Genomic DNA, 17,394 nt, shown 5'->3' on the forward strand with positions numbered 1-17,394 from the left:
CAACACTATTGCCAAATTACGAGGGTGAGATGATAATGCTTTAACCATGAACTCCCGTTTTTCACTCTTGCTTGGCAAAAACAATCAGCCTTAAAAATTCCTTAAAGGTTTCCGACAAGGATTTTTTAAATGTATTGACGGGGTAGATAAGGGTTTTAGATTCTAAATTACCTTTTTCTCGAAACGCTTATGTATGCTTATTTTTGCCGTTTTTGCCAAAAATTATCAAGGCTCTTATTTTGGCAACACTATTGATAGTTATTCAAATTTACTTAAAAGCGATTCCTGCGGAGCGCTTCGCTATCGCCTTTGGTACTGCGCCCCACACAATCGCACATCTCCACCATAGTCTAACTAAGAGTGATCGCCTTTGACACTGAGTTCCGCACAATTGCACATCTCCACCATCATCTAACTAAGAGTGATTATAATTCTTGAATTGTGACTAAACCACCTTCTGTAAATTGGATAGATAATTCATAACCATCAAGTAAACCAGTTCCTAATAATGGTAGCTTTCCTGTAGCTAATACATTAACTGCTCTTTCCTCACCATTCCAAATAATAGTAGCCTGATGTACTGGTAAAAGCACACGGCTATTATCTGCTAAATTTGCGTACATATCATAAACAAAAGGGAATCCCAAAAGATTCACGGCTGCGGGAGGTAAGGAAAGAAATTCTGTAAAACCTGTATCAATCACAAATTCAATTGTAAAATCTGGTTGTTCTGGCAATCGAAATATAACATTGACAGTTGCACGCCCGTTTTTAATAATACCAGTTATCACCGATAATCACGCTCCATTTCTCCACTAAAGGAGGCAGCAACTTTGTAACCAATGCGAATACCAAAAAGTCGAGCAAATCTGTTTTTATTCCGTAAATAATGCGCTGATTCTATGCCTGTTTTATCAATTGCATATTCACCTGTTTCTATATCAATAATTATCATTTTCCCGATGTTTTCTTCGGTGTCTACTTGCTGACGAATGCTATTTTCATATAATTCTTTGGCACGTTTTGCGACTTCTTCGCTGCTGAGGAGAATGGCTTGCATTTTATTTCATCCTTTTTCGTGATTATGTATTTATTGTACTTGATTTAGTAGTACAGTTTATCCTTCCTCAAGCCACTGTTCATAACCACATATCAGCAATCTTTTCTTTAAATTAGCGATCGCTTCAGATGTGGGTATATCAATTGACTGTACCCGGTATACATCATTGAGGACAACACTATAATCTTTACCGCTATCGTAAGCTACAACTTCAGCTAAATTCTTATCTGACATTTCTTCACTGAGTAATGCTAAAAGCGGTAAATAATATTGTGATTCTATCCCCTTGGGAAAAGCACATTGAATTAATTTATATGTACTTTGTAAATTTTCTTTATCTGTAATCATGGGATGAGCTACAATTACTATTAAATTAGTTAGCATAACTTTATGCCAGAAATTACACGATTTTACGGGATAATTATTAAAATTTTCTTTGGTGATCATCCTCCTCCACATTTTCATGCTGTTTATGGTGAATATAATGCTTTAGTTAGTATTGAATCTTTACAAATTATTGAAGGAGATTTACCCAGTCGGGCAGAAAAAATGGTAATAGAATGGGCTACATTATACCAGAAAGAACTACTCAAGATGTGGAACAGCCAAGATTTTACTAAACTTCCACCTTTAAAGTAATGGAGAATTTTTTATGAAACCTGATCGTATTGTTTCGGCTCAAGCTATTGATGATCGTACCTTGATTGTTAAGTTTACAAATAATGAAATCAAAAAATATAATATTTCTAAATTATTAGATAATCCTATGTTTGATCCTTTAAAAAATCCGGCATTTTTCAGGAATTTTACCATTGAGTCAGGCGGTTATGCTCTGGTTTGGAATGAGGACATTGATATTAGTGAATATGAACTTTGGCAAAATGGAATTAGTATTACCAATGAGGAAATAGTTGATAAATTCGACTCGGTACATCGCACTTCATTCACCATTCACTAACCAAGAGCGATCGCACAACTCCCACTATCATCAAACTAAGAGGGATCGCATTATCTAGCTTTAAATCCCAGCTTCCGCACCCTAAACTGTCACACAACGAAAAATGGTCGTTTGGGGATTTGAGATTGGCGATCGCCACCTGAGATTTCGACAATTTTGTATCAAAATTATCATTAAAGGTATTCAAAAATCCGAAATTACCGATTGTGACACTAGGGGGTGCGGAATGTGGGTTAAATTTTATTAAATTTTTAAAATTTTTACCTCCCTATAAAGGGAGGTTTTCAATTGAGTCAGTATTACTGACTTAGAACCTCAGTAGAGGTACTTTTTTGAGACTTAAAAATGAAATACGTGATATATTTTACTCTAGGGTCATCACTTGCCGTCAACTTATAAGCAAGGAGGGGAACTCCATAGAATCTACGTTTTCTATTATAGTCCATTCATCTTTATTTTGTCAACATTATTATCAATTATGACAATCCCACCCAGTCTTATTCGTCCTAATTTTCCAAAACCAGATCCTATTGATTTTTTTCAAAAAGCTTTTTCAACTGCAAGAATAGGAAAATATTTTGAATTTGTATCATCTACAAAAGAAACAACTGACAAAGATATTAAGAAAGCTATGAGGCTTTATGAAATTAACATGATATATTGTGAATGTTTGTATCCAAGCTTACATACATTAGAAATAGCTCTCCGCAATTACATAGATATAAGTTTAATTAATAAATATTCATTAAACTGGTTTATTTGTAATAATGATTATTTTGAATAAGTAGGTAAACAGGAAAATTTAAAGGTATGTAACGGTATGTAAAGTTGTCTAAACGCGAGATTATGATTGAGTTTCAGCCATTTTACAAAACGCAATAAATTTCGCTTTTATAATGTTGGACATTAGGAGGTGTATCAATTAAAAATACATCTCCTATGTTAATAGAAATACTAGACACTTAGCACCTCATCTAAATATGCTTCCCTCAGTGCTATTTGTCTAATTTCCTCAATTTCTTCCTGACTTTTACCAACATTTTTCAGAATATCTTCTACTGAAATGGGAATAGCAGAACCATGAGGATCTTTCCACTCTGGTAAATCATGAGTCCATTCAGCAACATGAAATGGATCAAGATGTCCAAAGCTTTGATATACCTCTTGAAGAATCTCTTCCTCTTCTTCACATAGTTCATCATTTCCTGGATCTTTGACTAAGTAAACAAAGTTCTTATCACCAGGAGAAATATACTCAGACCACAGAGGTAGAGCATCATCAACAGGTTTACCTTTAATTAAATCATAAACACCACTAAGAACAGGACCATATTTCATTGATACATAATGATTACCTGTAATTGGTTGTTCTATTCTTTCTAACGCAATACGATCAGCTATATAGAGCATTTTTAGCAAGCCTAAATACTTCATAGGCTTACCATGCAGCTTTATAAGTATAGCTGCTGCTTCTACAGCTTTTTCTGGGTAAAACCGAAACTGGATAGGCATAATTATCCTTGAGTAGCAGTGTAGTACATCTATATTATAAATCTTGATCTGAAAACGCGAAAATTTATTATACAAATCTCAGACTATGTCATTACTCAGTTTATTTCAACTTTGATCTTTTCCCTTCCCCTCTCTGCGTCTTTGCGCGAAATAAAAAATCTACTAACTCACACTAATTCAGCAGCTAAAAGCCTACCTTCCAATGCTTCATACTCATCTTCTAGTAACCATAACTTGGCAGTTTCATAATTATCACTAGAAAATACAACCTTATTACCCTGTTTAGGATCATAAATTTGACAATTTCCCTCACTGTCACAAAGTAATAACAGAATATAGGTCGGTGATAACATCGGATCAATCCATACTTCTGTAAATTCCCAGTTATTCTTCAATAGGTCTGGTGCCGGGTATGACGTGGTATTGGTTGTCTGCATTGATTTTATCTAGTAAACTTCATCATGACTGCCAATATCTACAAATACAGCACCTCCATCATCAGTGAAGTAAAATATCACCCTTGCATCATAATCTATACTCAAACTCCAGGAATTTTTAAGAGTTCCTGATAATTTATGAGTTTTTAAACTGGGTTCAAAAGGATCTGCTGTAAACTGCTCTAACTTTTGCCAAAAACGTGCTTCTAAATCTAGATTACCCTTAATACGTTTTTTGAAAGCACGTTTAAATGAAGAACTAAAACTTACAATAATCATCACTCTTCCATCAATTGTTTTAATTCATCAATATTTGCGGAAAAAGTGAGTTCACCATTTTCTTCTTCTCGCTTCGCACTTTGCAAATTTTGATAAATTTCCTCGCGGCGTTCTTCCCTCAAATATTGCTGCAATAACAATTGAATTTGTAACTTTTCTTCAATTGAAAACCCTTTTATTGCTTCTACCACATCAGTAAAAATCATAACTAGCAATACCTCCTGTTACCTATCTCATCTATTTAATATTTTAGCTGTATATAGGTTAAGTTGCGAAAACCCAAAGCTAATAAGGTATTATATTTTGGGTTTTATTACGTTTGCACCAACCTACAACTAAAATTCTTTATTACATGAGTTTGAGTTATAAGGAACAGAGTTTGTTCCTGTTTTGTAGTTACCTTTAAGAAATTTGGATTCTGCATCTTTTAATAAATTGTCAGCATCTGATTCATTTAAGTCAGAACCAGCCACTAAATAGTACAAGCCTTGGCTGTCTGAGCAAATTTGCATATTTTTATACAATTCAGGACTGTAACCCTCAGTGATCAAGCGATCCTTGAAGCGGTCTGTGACTTCTAAGACAATGCCTTTTTCCGTCAACCGACCAAACACTTCCTTGAGCATGATTTCGGCAATTTGGGTAACTTCCAGCTTATTCAACTGACGGCAAAACGAATTTTCCAACCTTGTTTGTCTTTGAGTTCATCTAAAAAACGGGTAGCGAAGTTTATCCTTCCTCAAGCCACTTTTCATAACCAAAAATCAGCAATCTTTCCTTTAAATTAGCGATCTCTTCAGATGTGGGTATATCAATTAACTGTACCCGATATACATCATTGAGAACAACACTATAATCTTTACCGCTATAGTAAGCTACAACTTCAGCTAAATTCCTGTCTGACATTTCCTCACTAAGTAATGCTAAAAGCGGTAAATAAGATTGTGATTCTATTCCCTTGGGGAAAGCATTTTGAATTAATTTATATGTACTTTGTAGATGTGGTGAAATAGTGATTTGCATGATTAATTGGTAAGCTTCGCTAAAGCACTATTTTTTGAGTATGTAAAATGTGTGATTATCTTTAATTCTATGGTCTACAATTACAGCAATCTCTGTTTTTTCTGTAATTGGAAGTTCTTGATGATCTATTTTATTTAATTGGATTTCTAAAATAGGCTTTTTATAAAATCTATCTTCTTGCGTTTCAATTATTAGCATATCTCCGACTTTTATTGTATAATTTTTAATCTCAAATGCCAATATTTTATGATTAAAAATTCTAATCACTTTTTCTATTTTTTTAAAAGTACATATTGATTCTTGCTTGATTAGTTGTTCAACTAATATTTCAAAAATGGCTTGACAATATTTTTCTAGAAATTGAATATAAGGTTCTAATGCAGAAATACCTAAAATATCTAAAACTTCCGAACCATGAGCGATTTGGTTTCTTCTTTCCACTAAGTCATTAATTTTATTATATAAATCATCCTTGCTTGTTTGAAAAATAGTAGTTTTATCTAAACCAATTTCATTATTAAGGTCTTCATTATTTAATAATCCATTGTTCAAATCTAAGTGTAAATATTTAAATAGCTCTACAATTTTGTTATGTTTTAAATTACCTGATAAAAGAACAAATGCTTCAGTGTTAATTTGATAGTTAGTAGGATTAACGATACATTCATTTAGCTTCTTTAATACCTCCTCTTTTGTAAGATGCTGATATTTAGCACTTTCCCTAGTTGTAATAGTATTGATTAATTTTAAAGAAAGTTCAAAATGATTATCTCTAATCTTTTTATCCAGTTGATTATATTCAGATACTACTCTAGATAGGGAATCAAGATATTCTTTAATCCATATTTCTACATATTTTTCCAGCAGTCCATAAAGTGAAATAATAGAAGCTTTATATTCAAATATTCGTTTATCTGTTCTAAAACTTCTGTCGTGATCTTTTAGAGTATTCAGTAATTTCTTAATTTGTTCATTATCACTTTCTAGAACAGAATAAGCAGTTAGATCGTTTACATATTGAATATGTTTTAAATATTCTTTAATTTGATTTAATTCTCTTTTGAAGTTTTCCAATGATTGTATATTCATAATTTCTACTAAAGTTTATTTAATATAGCTTTGTAGAAATTTTTGAAAATATTGAATGCGTGCTTCTACATCTTTTTTGTTATTATAGCTACCATCAAAAAGATTTTTACTTTTTTCCTGTTGTATAAATGGTGATTTTCTACCGGAATATAAACTCCTCTCTATAGTCCCTTTGTGTTCAAGAAAAATTTCTTTGTGAGAAATATTATTTGCAAATACCTGCATTATTGGATCATAAATAGTTTTTAATGGCGTTTTTCTGTTACGCCCTTCTTGTGGAGGGATGAAAGCTAAATTTCCTAATATTTGATAAATTAAGTAAATAGTCTCATTAAAAAGATTTTCAAGTTTATTCATTGTTTCATCAGGATAACTATTTGCTTGTTTTAAATACTCATCTAAAAATTTATCTACTGGGGATTTTAACTTATCTATATGACGATAAGCAAAGAACCGTAAAACTAATTCAACATCCTCCATTTTGCGATAAAACTCACTTTCAAGTAATTTTTTTTCTCCTTCACTTTCTAAAGGTAAATTCCACATTTTACGAAAATATTCATTTTGAGAAAGTTTTATACATAATTGGTTAAATTTACCATTGTGTAAAGCATTTCTTGTTTCCTGGGGAGTTAACTTTTCTCCACCACTGTTGAGTCTTTCAAAAACTATCTGTTTAAGATATTCCGCTTCTTCTTGACTTTTAGCTGTTTCTTGTAACAAGACAATAGAGGACAAATACCGTCTATCTATACCTCTTCTAACTTGTTCAGGTAAATTTTGATAGTTTCGTCCCTCAAGTTCTCGCCAATATTCTAATCCTTCTAGGTTAAAATTTCCTTTATAAAAATCATAAATAGCATTTAATCTTTGTTGTCCGTCCATTACTTCATAAATAGAGTATTCTATTTCATACAGAAAGATAGGTGGAATTGGTACATTCATTATGAATGATTCTATCAAACGAGATTTTCGAGCATTGTCCCACCTTTTTCTACGTTGGTATTCAGGATTGAGGCGATACTTTTTACTATCAAGCATAGTTTCTATACTATCCAATGGGTAACGAGCTTGTTCTGTAACAATTCTAATTTCTCCCTTTTTATATTTTTCATTAATTTCATCATCTGAAAGAGGAACTAGAAAAATAGGTAACTTATCTTGAAAAGTAAAAGTTTCACCTGACATTAGATAACTATTTGTACTCATATTTATTCTTCCTTATATTTTTACTAATAAAATCTAAAACTTGAGGATTCTATAATTTTACAGTTTTCTGCAAGCTAGTATATCATATCTATCCACAAGTGCCTCGTTACTGAAGCATTATTCTTCACTTTCAATTAATCTTTTACCATTTGTGGATGTATTAGACTGTTTCCACAGAGAAAATAAAAACTCCCGATGTATTTGGCCAGACAAACAAGTTTTGTTTATCAATATCTAAATCAATAGCAACTGCTTCTATCTGAGTGATAGAATTATCTTGATCTTTGTATTTCACTAATGTAGTGAATTCACCAATTTCTAAAGTTGGTTCGCCAATTTTCAATCTTACTGGTTGATCAAGTTGATCTGGTTTCCATCCAGCTATTCCGGTATGTTTTATGCTTTCAGTATGATATTTTATAACTATCTTGTCATCTAAATTTTTCCACCATTCACTAATTCTTTGAGCTTGAGGTTGACGATTTTTTGTATCATCACAATACCAACGAATAGAATTTTCACTATATCTGATTGCTTCTATAACTTTTTCTTCCCAATGTTCATCATTTGGTTTTATACTAACCATGCGACCTTCAGATTTTGAGCGATCTACATAGGCATAAAATGCTTCATTATCTTCTCGGTGAGTAAGAACATAGCGACGTAGTTGATCGAGATTCATGGTTTGATAATTAGCTAAAGTCATGCTTTATCCTCCAATAATTTTATATTCTCCACTCGGTTCAATCTCGAACTCTATATTTTCTCCGGCAAGTATATATAAATTACCTGTACGTTTATCTATTCTAACTAATTCTATGCTTTTGAACATTTTAGTAAGGTCATAGCACACATTATATAATTTTTGAGCTTGTTCATTCGTAGGTTTCATTTTTCCTTTAGTTCATCCACCTATTATAACGGTTGGTAATACTGATGGTACTATAAAAAACACTAAATAAGTTTATTTTCTCCTCTCTGCGCCTGGAGCGCGAAACAAAAAAAACGGCAGAGAACTGAAATCCTCCACCGTTCAATTAACAATTAAAAAACCTAACTAAGACTCAACACCTTGGGGTAACAACTCCCGTGTTCGTTGAGAACTAACTTGCACAATGCCATTTTCATCAACGTCAACAAGAGCAGTATCGCCATCTTTGATGCGTCCAGACAGAATTTCTTCCGCCAAACTATCTTCCAATAAGCGCATAATTGCCCGACGTAATGGCCTTGCACCGTAGCTAGGACTATAACCCTCAGTGATCAAGCGATCCTTGAAGCGGTCTGTGACTTCTAAGACAATGCCTTTCTCCGTCAACCTACCAAACACTTCCTTCAACATGATTTCGGCAATTTGGGTAACTTCCAGCTTGTTCAACTGACGGAAGACGATAATTTCATCTAACCGGTTCAGGAACTCAGGACGGAAGTATTGCTTCAGTTCCTCATTCACCAAAGAGCGAATTCTGTTGTATTGTGTCTCAGTCGCATCTTCAGAGAACTCGAATCCGATACCGCTACCACCTTTTTCAATTACCTTAGAACCAATATTGGAAGTCAAAATCAGCAAGGTGTTCTTAAAGTCCACCGTGCGACCTTTTGCGTCAGTTAAACGCCCATCTTCCAAAATTTGCAAAAGCATATTGAATACATCGGGGTGTGCTTTTTCGATTTCGTCAAACAGCACCACAGTGTAAGGACGACGACGGACAGCTTCAGTTAACTGACCACCTTCGTTGTAGCCGACATAACCAGGAGGTGAACCGATCAATTTACTGACGGTGTGACGCTCCATGTATTCGGACATATCCAAGCGAATCATGGCTTCTTCGGCACCGAAGAAGTATGAAGCCAAAGATTTGGCCAATTCGGTTTTACCTACCCCAGTTGGTCCAGAGAAGACAAAACTAGCGATCGGCCGATTCGGATTCTTCAAGCCAACACGAGCGCGACGAATAGCGCGGGAAACAGCCTTCACAGCGTCTTCCTGACCAATTAGGCGCTGGTGTAAGGTATCCTCCATGTGCAGCAACTTCTCAGACTCAGATTCGGTGAGTTTGTTCACCGGTACACCTGTCCAGGAAGCGACAATGTGAGCAATGTCTTCTTCTGTAACTACAGGTTCAACACCGTCACCACTAGCACCGTTACTCTTAGTTTGAGCAATAGTGCGGATTTCAGCTTTGATTTCCATTTCCCGATCGCGCAATTCTCCAGCCCGATCAAAGTCCTGGGAACGGACTGCATCATCTTTTTCTTTTAAGATCTGCCGTAGTTCCTTGTCTAATTCCTTAGCTGCTGGGGGCAGTTGGGAGTTAATCAAGCGCACCCGTGAACCGGCTTCATCCATCAAGTCAATGGCTTTATCTGGCAAAAAGCGATCGCTAATGTAACGATCAGACAACTTGGCAGCCGCAACCAATGCTTCATCGGATATCTTCAGCTTGTGGTGTGCTTCATAGCGATCGCGCAAACCATATAAAATTTCTATTGTTTCATCAACAGAAGGTTCACCCACCATCACAGGCTGGAAGCGTCTTTCCAACGCTGCATCCCGTTCAATGTGTTTGCGGTACTCATCCAATGTAGTCGCACCGATACATTGCAATTCACCCCGCGCCAAAGCTGGCTTGAGGATATTTGCCGCATCAATCGCCCCTTCGGCTGCACCTGCACCAATTAAGGTGTGAACTTCGTCAATAACGAGGATGACATTACCCGCAGAGCGGATCTCATCCATAATTTTTTTGAGACGTTCTTCAAATTCACCCCGATATTTAGTTCCTGCTACCAGTAAACCAATATCGAGAGTGACAACACGCTTATCTTCCAAGATATCGGGGATATCCTTACTGGCGATGCGTGAAGCTAAACCTTCAGCGATGGCGGTTTTACCAACACCTGGTTCACCAATCAACACGGGATTGTTTTTAGTCCGGCGACCCAAAATTTGAATTACCCGCTCAATTTCCTTGGCGCGTCCCACCACAGGATCGAGCTTGTTATCAATGGCCATTTGGGTCAGGTTTGATCCAAACTCATCGAGAGTTGGGGTTTTAGTGCGACCAGAGGGGCCACCCGGCGTAACTTCCGCCGTTTCTCCCAACATCCGAATCACTTGGGTTCTCACCTTGGTCAAATCTACACCGAGGTTTTCTAGCACCCTGGCTGCGACACCTTCCCCTTCGCGGATCAGTCCCAACAGCAGATGCTCGGTACCAATGTAGTTATGCCCCAATTGGCGTGCTTCTTCCAAGGATAGTTCTAAAACCCGTTTTGCCCGTGGCGTAAACGGAATTTCTACGGCGACAAAGCCTGAACCCCGGCCTATGATTTTCTCAACTTCAATGCGAGCATCTTTAAGATTAACTCCCATTGATTTCAGCACCTTGGCGGCCACTCCTGTACCTTCGCCAATCAGACCCAAGAGGATCTGCTCAGTTCCGACAAAGTTGTGACCTAAACGGCGGGCCTCTTCTTGGGCCAGCATGATTACCTTAATGGCTTTTTCTGTGAAGCGTTCAAACATGGCATTTTTCCCATCACCTGCGTCGTGCCGGTACGTTGATTTTAGCACAGGCTAAAATTTTGGATATCTATATCAACAATAGTAGATATCCAATTACGATGACACAGATTGATGGGTTAATGAGTAGCTATTAATTAATATCTATGTAGCTAGTGTACTGAGGAGGGTGATATTACCAGCATTTTGGGTACTAAATCTAAACAATAGACTATTGATGTGGCGATTTTAGTTAATTGTCCCAAACACAACCTAGTTAGCATAGAATGTGTATCAATGTCAATCCCATTGGCTTAATGATAAGTTTTTTTTATCAATAAAGATTTTAACAAAATATATTTTGATAGAAAATCAGGTCAAAAAATTTATTTTGTCGTAACTGCCTAGCTAGTAGTGATAGGGGAAAGAAAAACAGAGACATTACCAAGTATTACCCAATTAATAAGGGTTTGAGGCTTTTGGTGAGAAACCTGGGTTGGATGTTCTATATTCCGTCTGAGTCGAAACCTATAGTTTTTTTAGTAAAAACTCAAGTTTTCAAGATGAATGGGATTTATAATATTTTCTGGCTCTAATATTTGTTTTCATATTTGCCCTGAAATAGAATTCTCTTAGACATCGCTTAACAAGCAAGACATAAGATAATTATACATTTCCCGAAATAAAGGGCATTTTCTTTGCACTTCATCCGGTCGAATTTCTAATAAAAGTAAAGGAGTATGATAACCTTTAGAAAATCTTGTTGTACTACTATCAAATTCTTCAAGGATGCTTGAGTCAATTAATGCTTCTGATAGCTTTTCTTGACAACAATCTCTTGCAGGATCATACTCACTAAAAGATTCAGGATGATCAAAGGGAATATTCCTTTTTGTACTTAACCACCAACGCATTTTTTCATGTCTACTACGAAAATCTGGATGTTTACCTATTGTATTACTCCAATCTGCAATAATCCAAGATTCTATTTCAGGTGCAGCAAAACCAATAAAGTGCTTAATATTATCACTTGCAGGTATTTTAGATATTATTTCTTCGATACTGTCTTTGATACTTTTTTTCTGTTGAATTGAATTTCGACAATCTAAATCATCAAACACTAAAATCAAATTACATCTGTTTGGCTCATTTTTTAAAGCTCTGGGTAATTCCTTACTAATTTGCTCAATTAAACTTTTCCCAGTTTTCCCATAGCCAACCATTTTACCAGGTTTAGGTCCTGGCTTTTGACGTGCTGGTGTTTTACGTTCAAATCTATAACCAGGAAAGTTCTTTTCTAAAAATGGAATTAGTCCGATAACTTCAGCCACACCACCACCAGCAAAAACCCATACTACCACGGCCATCCTCCTATATTAGGATCACCAACACGGTATAAGTCACCTAATTCCCATCCTTCCTCCAAACTTGGAATAAGGATTTCTTTTGAAAGTGTTTTCATGGCAAAATGGGTTTTATTTTCAGAATAGAAACAATAAACATTTTCTAAACAATCTGTGAAATGATCTAAAAGATCGGGACTGTGTGTAGTAATAATGATTTGGGTTTTTCTTGCTGCTCGCTTAATCCATTCTGCTAAAATCCGCATCCAGGAAACGTGCAAACCTAATTCTGGTTCATCAATGACTAATAAGGAAGGTAGTGCAGGAGAATGTAATATAGTTGCCCAACATAACATTCTTACAGTTCCATCAGACATTTCGGTCAAATAAAATGGTTCTTGATCTTTACTATCTTCAAAATACCATCCTACAGTTAATGATAAACGACCAGAACGGATAGAACGAAGACGACGAGTTTTAGGTAAAATAGACTTCATTGCTTGATTAATACTATCTTCAAAGTCAATATTTTCCTGAATCAAATTATCTAAAACTAATGGTAAGTTATCACCAGAAGCAGATAAATAAATATCACTTCCTCCTATTTTGGGTTCTGAGGTTCTAATTTTATTTAAATCCATATTATTGGCATTATAAAATTGCCATTTGGAAATAAATTCTACTAAATCTCTTCTAGTTCTGTAGGCAGGTGTGTTTTCAGGCGAATATTGGCTATCTTCAAGCAACCTAGGAAGTATAGTCAAACCTAAAGAATTTGTAGGTATGTTATCTAAACCTTCAAAGTGTGTTCCTGAATTTTGTCCAGGAGTATTATAAACTGATACAGCACCTTTACCAATTTCTCTATCATGGAATTTATAATGGTAAAAAGGTTGTGATTCCAATTTATTTAAATCTTGTCCACTAAATAAAAACTCCTGAGAAATAATTAGTTTATTTTTCTTTCTGTCTACGAAAAGAGTTAAGGTAAGGATCGTGCTAAATTTTTCATGCAGCGGCTCACTCAATGATATTTGCGAAAAACAATATGAAAAACGGATAACAGCAGGACTTTCCACGCTATTATCTAAAATTCTATCAGCCCCGATTTTGCTAACTGCATCTTCAAAACTACTAACACCACGACTTTCATCAGGAATACTAGTTAAACAATCTTTTAAAAATTTTAAACAACTGATAAAATTACTTTTACCTGAACCATTAGAACCTATAAAAATATTGAGAGTGTCTAATTCTACTGGCTGAGGTAAAGACAAATTTTTATAATTTTGAGTAACGATAAATTGCAGAATAGGTTGATTCATAATTTTTCAAACTTATTTTTATAGTGTCAATCCTGGGTTATATATTACCAAGAATTTGCCATTACACATTAACTAACATTATTAAAACTCTGATTGTGTAGGGGTAATTCATGAATTACCCCTACTTTAGTCTTACAAACAAGTTACATGAAACTTCTCTACAAATGCAAGTGTTCAATCACTGTACTCAGAACGTGCTGAGTCACTGGTAAACTATCCACTACCATGCCTAAACACAACAGCATCATGTAGGAAATGGAATACAAAAATAACTCCCTCGCTATGGTCTTATCTTCAGGATTTTGTAATAAGAGCCAAGACTTATGGACAAATACCCCACCTAAAGTCAAGGCAATAACAGCATAGACAATACCGCTGGTGTGTAAGGGATAAAACAGTAAAATAGTAGCAGTCACGGTAATCACTGTATAAAACCAAATTTGCCGAACGGTTGCTTCATTGCCCGCTACGACAGGTAACATCGGGATGCCTACCTTAGCGTAATCATCACTAATCATCAAAGCCAAAGCCCAGAAATGGGGAGGTGTCCACAAAAAGACAATGGCAAAAATTAGCCAAGCTGACCAGCTTAACGTACCTGTCACCGCTGCCCAACCTACTAAAGCGGGAATTGCCCCGGCTGCACCACCAATAACGATATTTTGCGTACTATGGCGTTTAAGCCAGTGAGTATAAACTAAAATATAGAAAATGATGCCAGAAAAGGCTAAAAATGCAGCTAGAAGATTGGCGAAAACGGTGAGGAGAGTGAAAGAAAGGACAGCCAGTGCGATCGCGAAAATTAAAGCATCACGGGGTTGTACTTTGCCAGAAGGTATAGGACGGTGGCGCGTCCGTTCCATATCATAATCTATATCTCGATCATAGATACAGTTAATAGTTTGGGCGCTGGCTGCCGCCAAAGTTCCACCAATCATTGTAATAATTAACAACCAGGGATCTACCTCACCCTTAGCAGCTATCCACATACTCCCAGCCGTAGTAATTAACAACAGGGGAATAATTCGGGGTTTGGTTAGCTGGTAGTAACTTTGAACTACTTGGAGAAATGTGTCGTGCTGACGACGAGAGACATTAGTCTCAATCATGTTAGGTCTTTTTCCTTATTTTTCAAGAACTTATCAGCAAACTGCTTGCTACTTGGGAAATGAATATGAAGTTTTTCCCTTGTCAAATCTCTTTTATGGATTTATGCCATGAGTTGTTGTCACCGAGGAAGCCTGCACTTCCCGATTAGTCAACGAATCCCGCACCGATAAAACCGTAAATACTACCAAAGTACCCAGTAAAGTCGCACCGATAGCTTGGTGAGAGACGGTGAGAGGTTCAACTTGTAGATGTAAACGGAAAGTAGCCACACCTAATAAAAGTTGTAAAATTAACAAACCACCCGCCATATTTGCCAGTTTCCGCAAAGCTGGGTGTAAGGCTGGTGTCCGCCAAGAAATCAAAACCACTACCAAAGTAGCAATAGTAGGCGGTACTACGCCAAAAATATGACTGTACATGACATCACACAATTGTTCACTTGCCAAACATTGGTGTAAAGCCCAGCGAGAACCGACTATTGCCCCGAGTAAACTTTGTAAGTAGACAAAAACAGCAGCAGTGAAACCCACCCAAGGCAACTTACCCACAGTTCCCGTTCCTTGATAGGGAGTCAAACTTGTACCGATAATTAACAACGTGGTAAAAAATAACAGCGCTGTTCCCAAATGGGCCGTAACAATATCAAACCGCAACAATTCAGTCACAGTCAGCGCTCCCAAAATCCCTTGGCAGACAATTAAAAACAGGGCAAATGTAGATGCCCAAGGTAGCCACTTAGGTAGGGAACGACGATGCCACCAGGATAAACCAGCAAGGGCGATCGCACTAAAGCCGATTAAAGCTGCATCAAGGCGATGAAACCACTCCAAAAACACTTGGAGATTCATTTGTTTGGCTGGAACTAATTCCCCATAGCACAAAGGCCAATCAGGGCAAGCAAGTCCAGCATTCATTACGCGGGTAGCACTGCCTATAGCCATCAAAATCAAGGTGGCTACGCATATTTTCCACACCAAGGGACGAATCATCTCCTGGGGCTGTTGTGCTACTGTTGCCGCTTTATTTTGTTGTTCTAGGACAAATTCGTTCATTAACAATACCTTCAGACCGCTTGTGCTGGAAATAGAAAATTTTCTATTTTGATTTAGTACCAACTTCTAATCACCCTAACGCATACGTCAGAATGTAGAAATCAGCTTTCCTTTATACTTTGGATCACTTTAGCTAGTTTTTGCTGTAAGATTTCGTGCTGTTTTGCAGATGGAAAAAATTGATCAATAGTAATTGATAGAGATTTCTGCAAATTTTTGGCCTAATTGTCATCTACCCTGGGCAACACAACTCATTCCTCTTCTCCTCAAAATTGTGATCTTAATCAAAAAAATTAATAAAGATTTCAGACCAGCCGATGATATATCCCATTACCTGCACTACCTTAGTAAGTAGAGTTACTTTAATAAGTGCAGTAACTTTCCGATAAATTAGTCAATTCATCAAAAAATCAGCCGTGAAAATTCCAAATGCAATCTGGACATTACTCATTGGCATTGTCCTCACCCTCATCAGTCTCTGGTACGGTCAAAATAACGGTCTGTTACCTGTAGCAGCCACCGATGAAGCTCCTTTGATAGATGGTCTATTCAACACCATGATGACTGTTTCTACAGGCATATTTTTCATTGTTGAAGGTGTTTTAATTTACGCTGTTATTAGATATCGTCGTCGGGCTGGTGACAATGAAGATGGTCTACCAATTGAAGGTAATGTACCACTAGAGATACTCTGGACGGCGATTCCCGCAATTATCGTCATCGGTATTTCTATTTACAGTTTTGATGTATACAACAACATTGGTGGCTTTGATCCCCATTCAGCTCATGCTGCACCAATGATGGAAGAGGCGATGAATATGCCCGGAACGGCAATGGCTGCCACTTTAATAAATACAGAAGCATCTACACAAATATCACAGCTAGATAGCAACTCTGATGCAGTTAATAAACCAGCAGAATTAATCATCAACGTGACTGGAATGCAATATGCTTGGATATTCAACTATCCAGATACGGATTTAACTACTGGTGAACTTCATGTCCCCATTGGCAAAAAAGTGGAAATCAACATGACAGCCAATGATGTCATCCACGCCTTTTGGGTTCCAGAATTTCGGATTAAACAGGATGCTATTCCTGGTAGAAGAACCAATCTCAGTTTTACTCCCAGAAAAGCGGGTGATTATCAACTCATTTGTGCTGAACTATGTGGCCCTTACCACGGGGTAATGAAAAGCCAAGTAGTGGTGGAGTCACAAGAAGCCTTTGATAGTTGGATGCAAGAACAGTTACTTGCTAGTAAAGATATGCCCAATCAAACAGTAGCGATGAATTCAATGGCAATGACTGCCGATGAATTTCTCTCTCCTTACACTAAGGATATGGGGATTCACCCAGAAATTCTGCATCAAATTAAGTAGTTTAGAAATTACAACAGTTGTGGAAGTTACAAAATCAATTCCCGGCGAATAGAATTCGCGGCTACACTAACAAAGTCCACCTGCGTGGACTAATGAAAAATCAAGATCAT

21 protein-coding genes and 1 pseudogene are annotated in these 17,394 nt (G+C 36.5%); 4 read left to right on the forward strand and 18 right to left on the reverse strand.

From position 1 onward, the window contains the following. Nucleotides 1-425: 425 nt before the first annotated feature. From EZY12_13260 to EZY12_13270, 3 genes are read right to left on the reverse strand one after another with little or no spacing between them, the layout of a single operon-like run. Entirely contained in the window at nucleotides 426-791 is a 366-nt protein-coding gene (locus EZY12_13260) for a clan AA aspartic protease (protein ID QSX70433.1), read from the reverse strand. Continuing rightward, nucleotides 788-1,060: a hypothetical protein gene (locus EZY12_13265; protein ID QSX70434.1), complete on the reverse strand. Its 273-nt coding sequence runs from the start codon at nucleotides 1,058-1,060 to the stop codon at nucleotides 788-790. The genes EZY12_13260 and EZY12_13265 overlap by 4 nt, the downstream gene beginning before the upstream one ends. A 57-nt stretch (nucleotides 1,061-1,117) precedes the next feature. After that, the gene (locus EZY12_13270; protein ID QSX70655.1) at nucleotides 1,118-1,408 is read right to left on the reverse strand and encodes a DUF3349 domain-containing protein; all 291 of its coding nucleotides are present in this window, start codon (nucleotides 1,406-1,408) and stop codon (nucleotides 1,118-1,120) included. A gap of 42 nt (nucleotides 1,409-1,450) precedes the next feature. Here EZY12_13270 and EZY12_13275 point away from each other — a divergent pair, with 42 nt between their 5' ends. The 3 genes from EZY12_13275 to EZY12_13285 all read left to right on the forward strand — a co-directional run bounded on the left by EZY12_13275 (nucleotide 1,451) and on the right by EZY12_13285 (nucleotide 2,802). Beyond that, complete coding sequence (locus EZY12_13275; protein ID QSX70435.1) at nucleotides 1,451-1,699, forward strand: DUF4160 domain-containing protein; 249 nt, start codon at nucleotides 1,451-1,453, stop codon at nucleotides 1,697-1,699. 13 nt (nucleotides 1,700-1,712) lie between these two features. Beyond that, complete coding sequence (locus EZY12_13280) at nucleotides 1,713-2,018, forward strand: DUF2442 domain-containing protein (GenBank protein QSX70436.1); 306 nt, start codon at nucleotides 1,713-1,715, stop codon at nucleotides 2,016-2,018. Between the two features lie 478 nt (nucleotides 2,019-2,496). After that, on the forward strand, nucleotides 2,497-2,802 hold the full coding sequence (locus tag EZY12_13285) for a hypothetical protein (GenBank protein QSX70437.1): 306 nt from the start codon (nucleotides 2,497-2,499) through the stop codon (nucleotides 2,800-2,802). Nucleotides 2,803-2,972: 170 nt separating this feature from the next. Here the strand turns inward: EZY12_13285 and EZY12_13290 are convergent, their stop codons facing one another. The 15 genes and pseudogenes from EZY12_13290 to EZY12_13360 form a co-directional block, all read right to left on the reverse strand. Further along, the gene (locus EZY12_13290; GenBank protein QSX70438.1) at nucleotides 2,973-3,530 is read right to left on the reverse strand and encodes a SocA family protein; all 558 of its coding nucleotides are present in this window, start codon (nucleotides 3,528-3,530) and stop codon (nucleotides 2,973-2,975) included. A 167-nt stretch (nucleotides 3,531-3,697) separates the two neighbouring features. Beyond that, nucleotides 3,698-3,967, reverse strand: a complete 270-nt coding sequence (locus tag EZY12_13295; protein QSX70439.1) for a hypothetical protein — start codon at nucleotides 3,965-3,967, stop codon at nucleotides 3,698-3,700. Between the two features lie 9 nt (nucleotides 3,968-3,976). Continuing rightward, nucleotides 3,977-4,246, reverse strand: coding sequence for a type II toxin-antitoxin system YafQ family toxin (locus EZY12_13300; GenBank protein QSX70440.1), 270 nt, complete (start codon nucleotides 4,244-4,246; stop codon nucleotides 3,977-3,979). After that, nucleotides 4,246-4,452, reverse strand: a complete 207-nt coding sequence (locus tag EZY12_13305; protein QSX70441.1) for a hypothetical protein — start codon at nucleotides 4,450-4,452, stop codon at nucleotides 4,246-4,248. The genes EZY12_13300 and EZY12_13305 overlap by 1 nt, the downstream gene beginning before the upstream one ends. A 129-nt stretch (nucleotides 4,453-4,581) precedes the next feature. Then, entirely contained in the window at nucleotides 4,582-4,872 is a 291-nt protein-coding gene (locus EZY12_13310) for a hypothetical protein (protein QSX70656.1), read from the reverse strand. Nucleotides 4,873-4,975: 103 nt separating this feature from the next. Further along, a complete protein-coding gene (locus EZY12_13315) occupies nucleotides 4,976-5,269 on the reverse strand; it encodes a DUF3349 domain-containing protein (protein QSX70442.1) in 294 nt (97 codons plus the stop codon). Nucleotides 5,270-5,296: 27 nt separating this feature from the next. After that, nucleotides 5,297-6,358, reverse strand: coding sequence for a hypothetical protein (locus EZY12_13320; protein QSX70443.1), 1,062 nt, complete (start codon nucleotides 6,356-6,358; stop codon nucleotides 5,297-5,299). Between the two features lie 15 nt (nucleotides 6,359-6,373). Next, nucleotides 6,374-7,567: a DUF262 domain-containing protein gene (locus EZY12_13325; GenBank protein QSX70444.1), complete on the reverse strand. Its 1,194-nt coding sequence runs from the start codon at nucleotides 7,565-7,567 to the stop codon at nucleotides 6,374-6,376. Between the two features lie 526 nt (nucleotides 7,568-8,093). Then, nucleotides 8,094-8,273, reverse strand: a pseudogene (locus EZY12_13330) (hypothetical protein). A gap of 3 nt (nucleotides 8,274-8,276) precedes the next feature. Continuing rightward, nucleotides 8,277-8,459, reverse strand: a complete 183-nt coding sequence (locus EZY12_13335) for a hypothetical protein (GenBank protein ID QSX70445.1) — start codon at nucleotides 8,457-8,459, stop codon at nucleotides 8,277-8,279. Nucleotides 8,460-8,624: 165 nt separating this feature from the next. Then, complete coding sequence (locus tag EZY12_13340; protein ID QSX70657.1) at nucleotides 8,625-11,096, reverse strand: ATP-dependent Clp protease ATP-binding subunit; 2,472 nt, start codon at nucleotides 11,094-11,096, stop codon at nucleotides 8,625-8,627. Between the two features lie 608 nt (nucleotides 11,097-11,704). Beyond that, a complete protein-coding gene (locus tag EZY12_13345) occupies nucleotides 11,705-12,439 on the reverse strand; it encodes a DUF4276 family protein (GenBank protein ID QSX70446.1) in 735 nt (244 codons plus the stop codon). Continuing rightward, the gene (locus tag EZY12_13350) at nucleotides 12,427-13,740 is read right to left on the reverse strand and encodes an AAA family ATPase (protein ID QSX70447.1); all 1,314 of its coding nucleotides are present in this window, start codon (nucleotides 13,738-13,740) and stop codon (nucleotides 12,427-12,429) included. The genes EZY12_13345 and EZY12_13350 overlap by 13 nt, the downstream gene beginning before the upstream one ends. A 158-nt stretch (nucleotides 13,741-13,898) precedes the next feature. Continuing rightward, entirely contained in the window at nucleotides 13,899-14,849 is a 951-nt protein-coding gene (locus EZY12_13355; GenBank protein ID QSX70448.1) for a protoheme IX farnesyltransferase, read from the reverse strand. Between the two features lie 93 nt (nucleotides 14,850-14,942). Continuing rightward, nucleotides 14,943-15,902 (reverse strand): heme A synthase, encoded by a 960-nt coding sequence (locus EZY12_13360; protein QSX70449.1) that lies wholly within the window; start codon nucleotides 15,900-15,902, stop codon nucleotides 14,943-14,945. Between the two features lie 416 nt (nucleotides 15,903-16,318). Between EZY12_13360 and EZY12_13365 the strand changes: the two genes are divergently transcribed. Beyond that, complete coding sequence (locus EZY12_13365; GenBank protein QSX70450.1) at nucleotides 16,319-17,284, forward strand: cytochrome c oxidase subunit II; 966 nt, start codon at nucleotides 16,319-16,321, stop codon at nucleotides 17,282-17,284. Nucleotides 17,285-17,394 lie beyond the last annotated feature (110 nt).

The organism is Dolichospermum sp. DET69 (assembly GCA_017355425.1).
In the GTDB taxonomy this organism is placed as follows: domain Bacteria; phylum Cyanobacteriota; class Cyanobacteriia; order Cyanobacteriales; family Nostocaceae; genus Dolichospermum.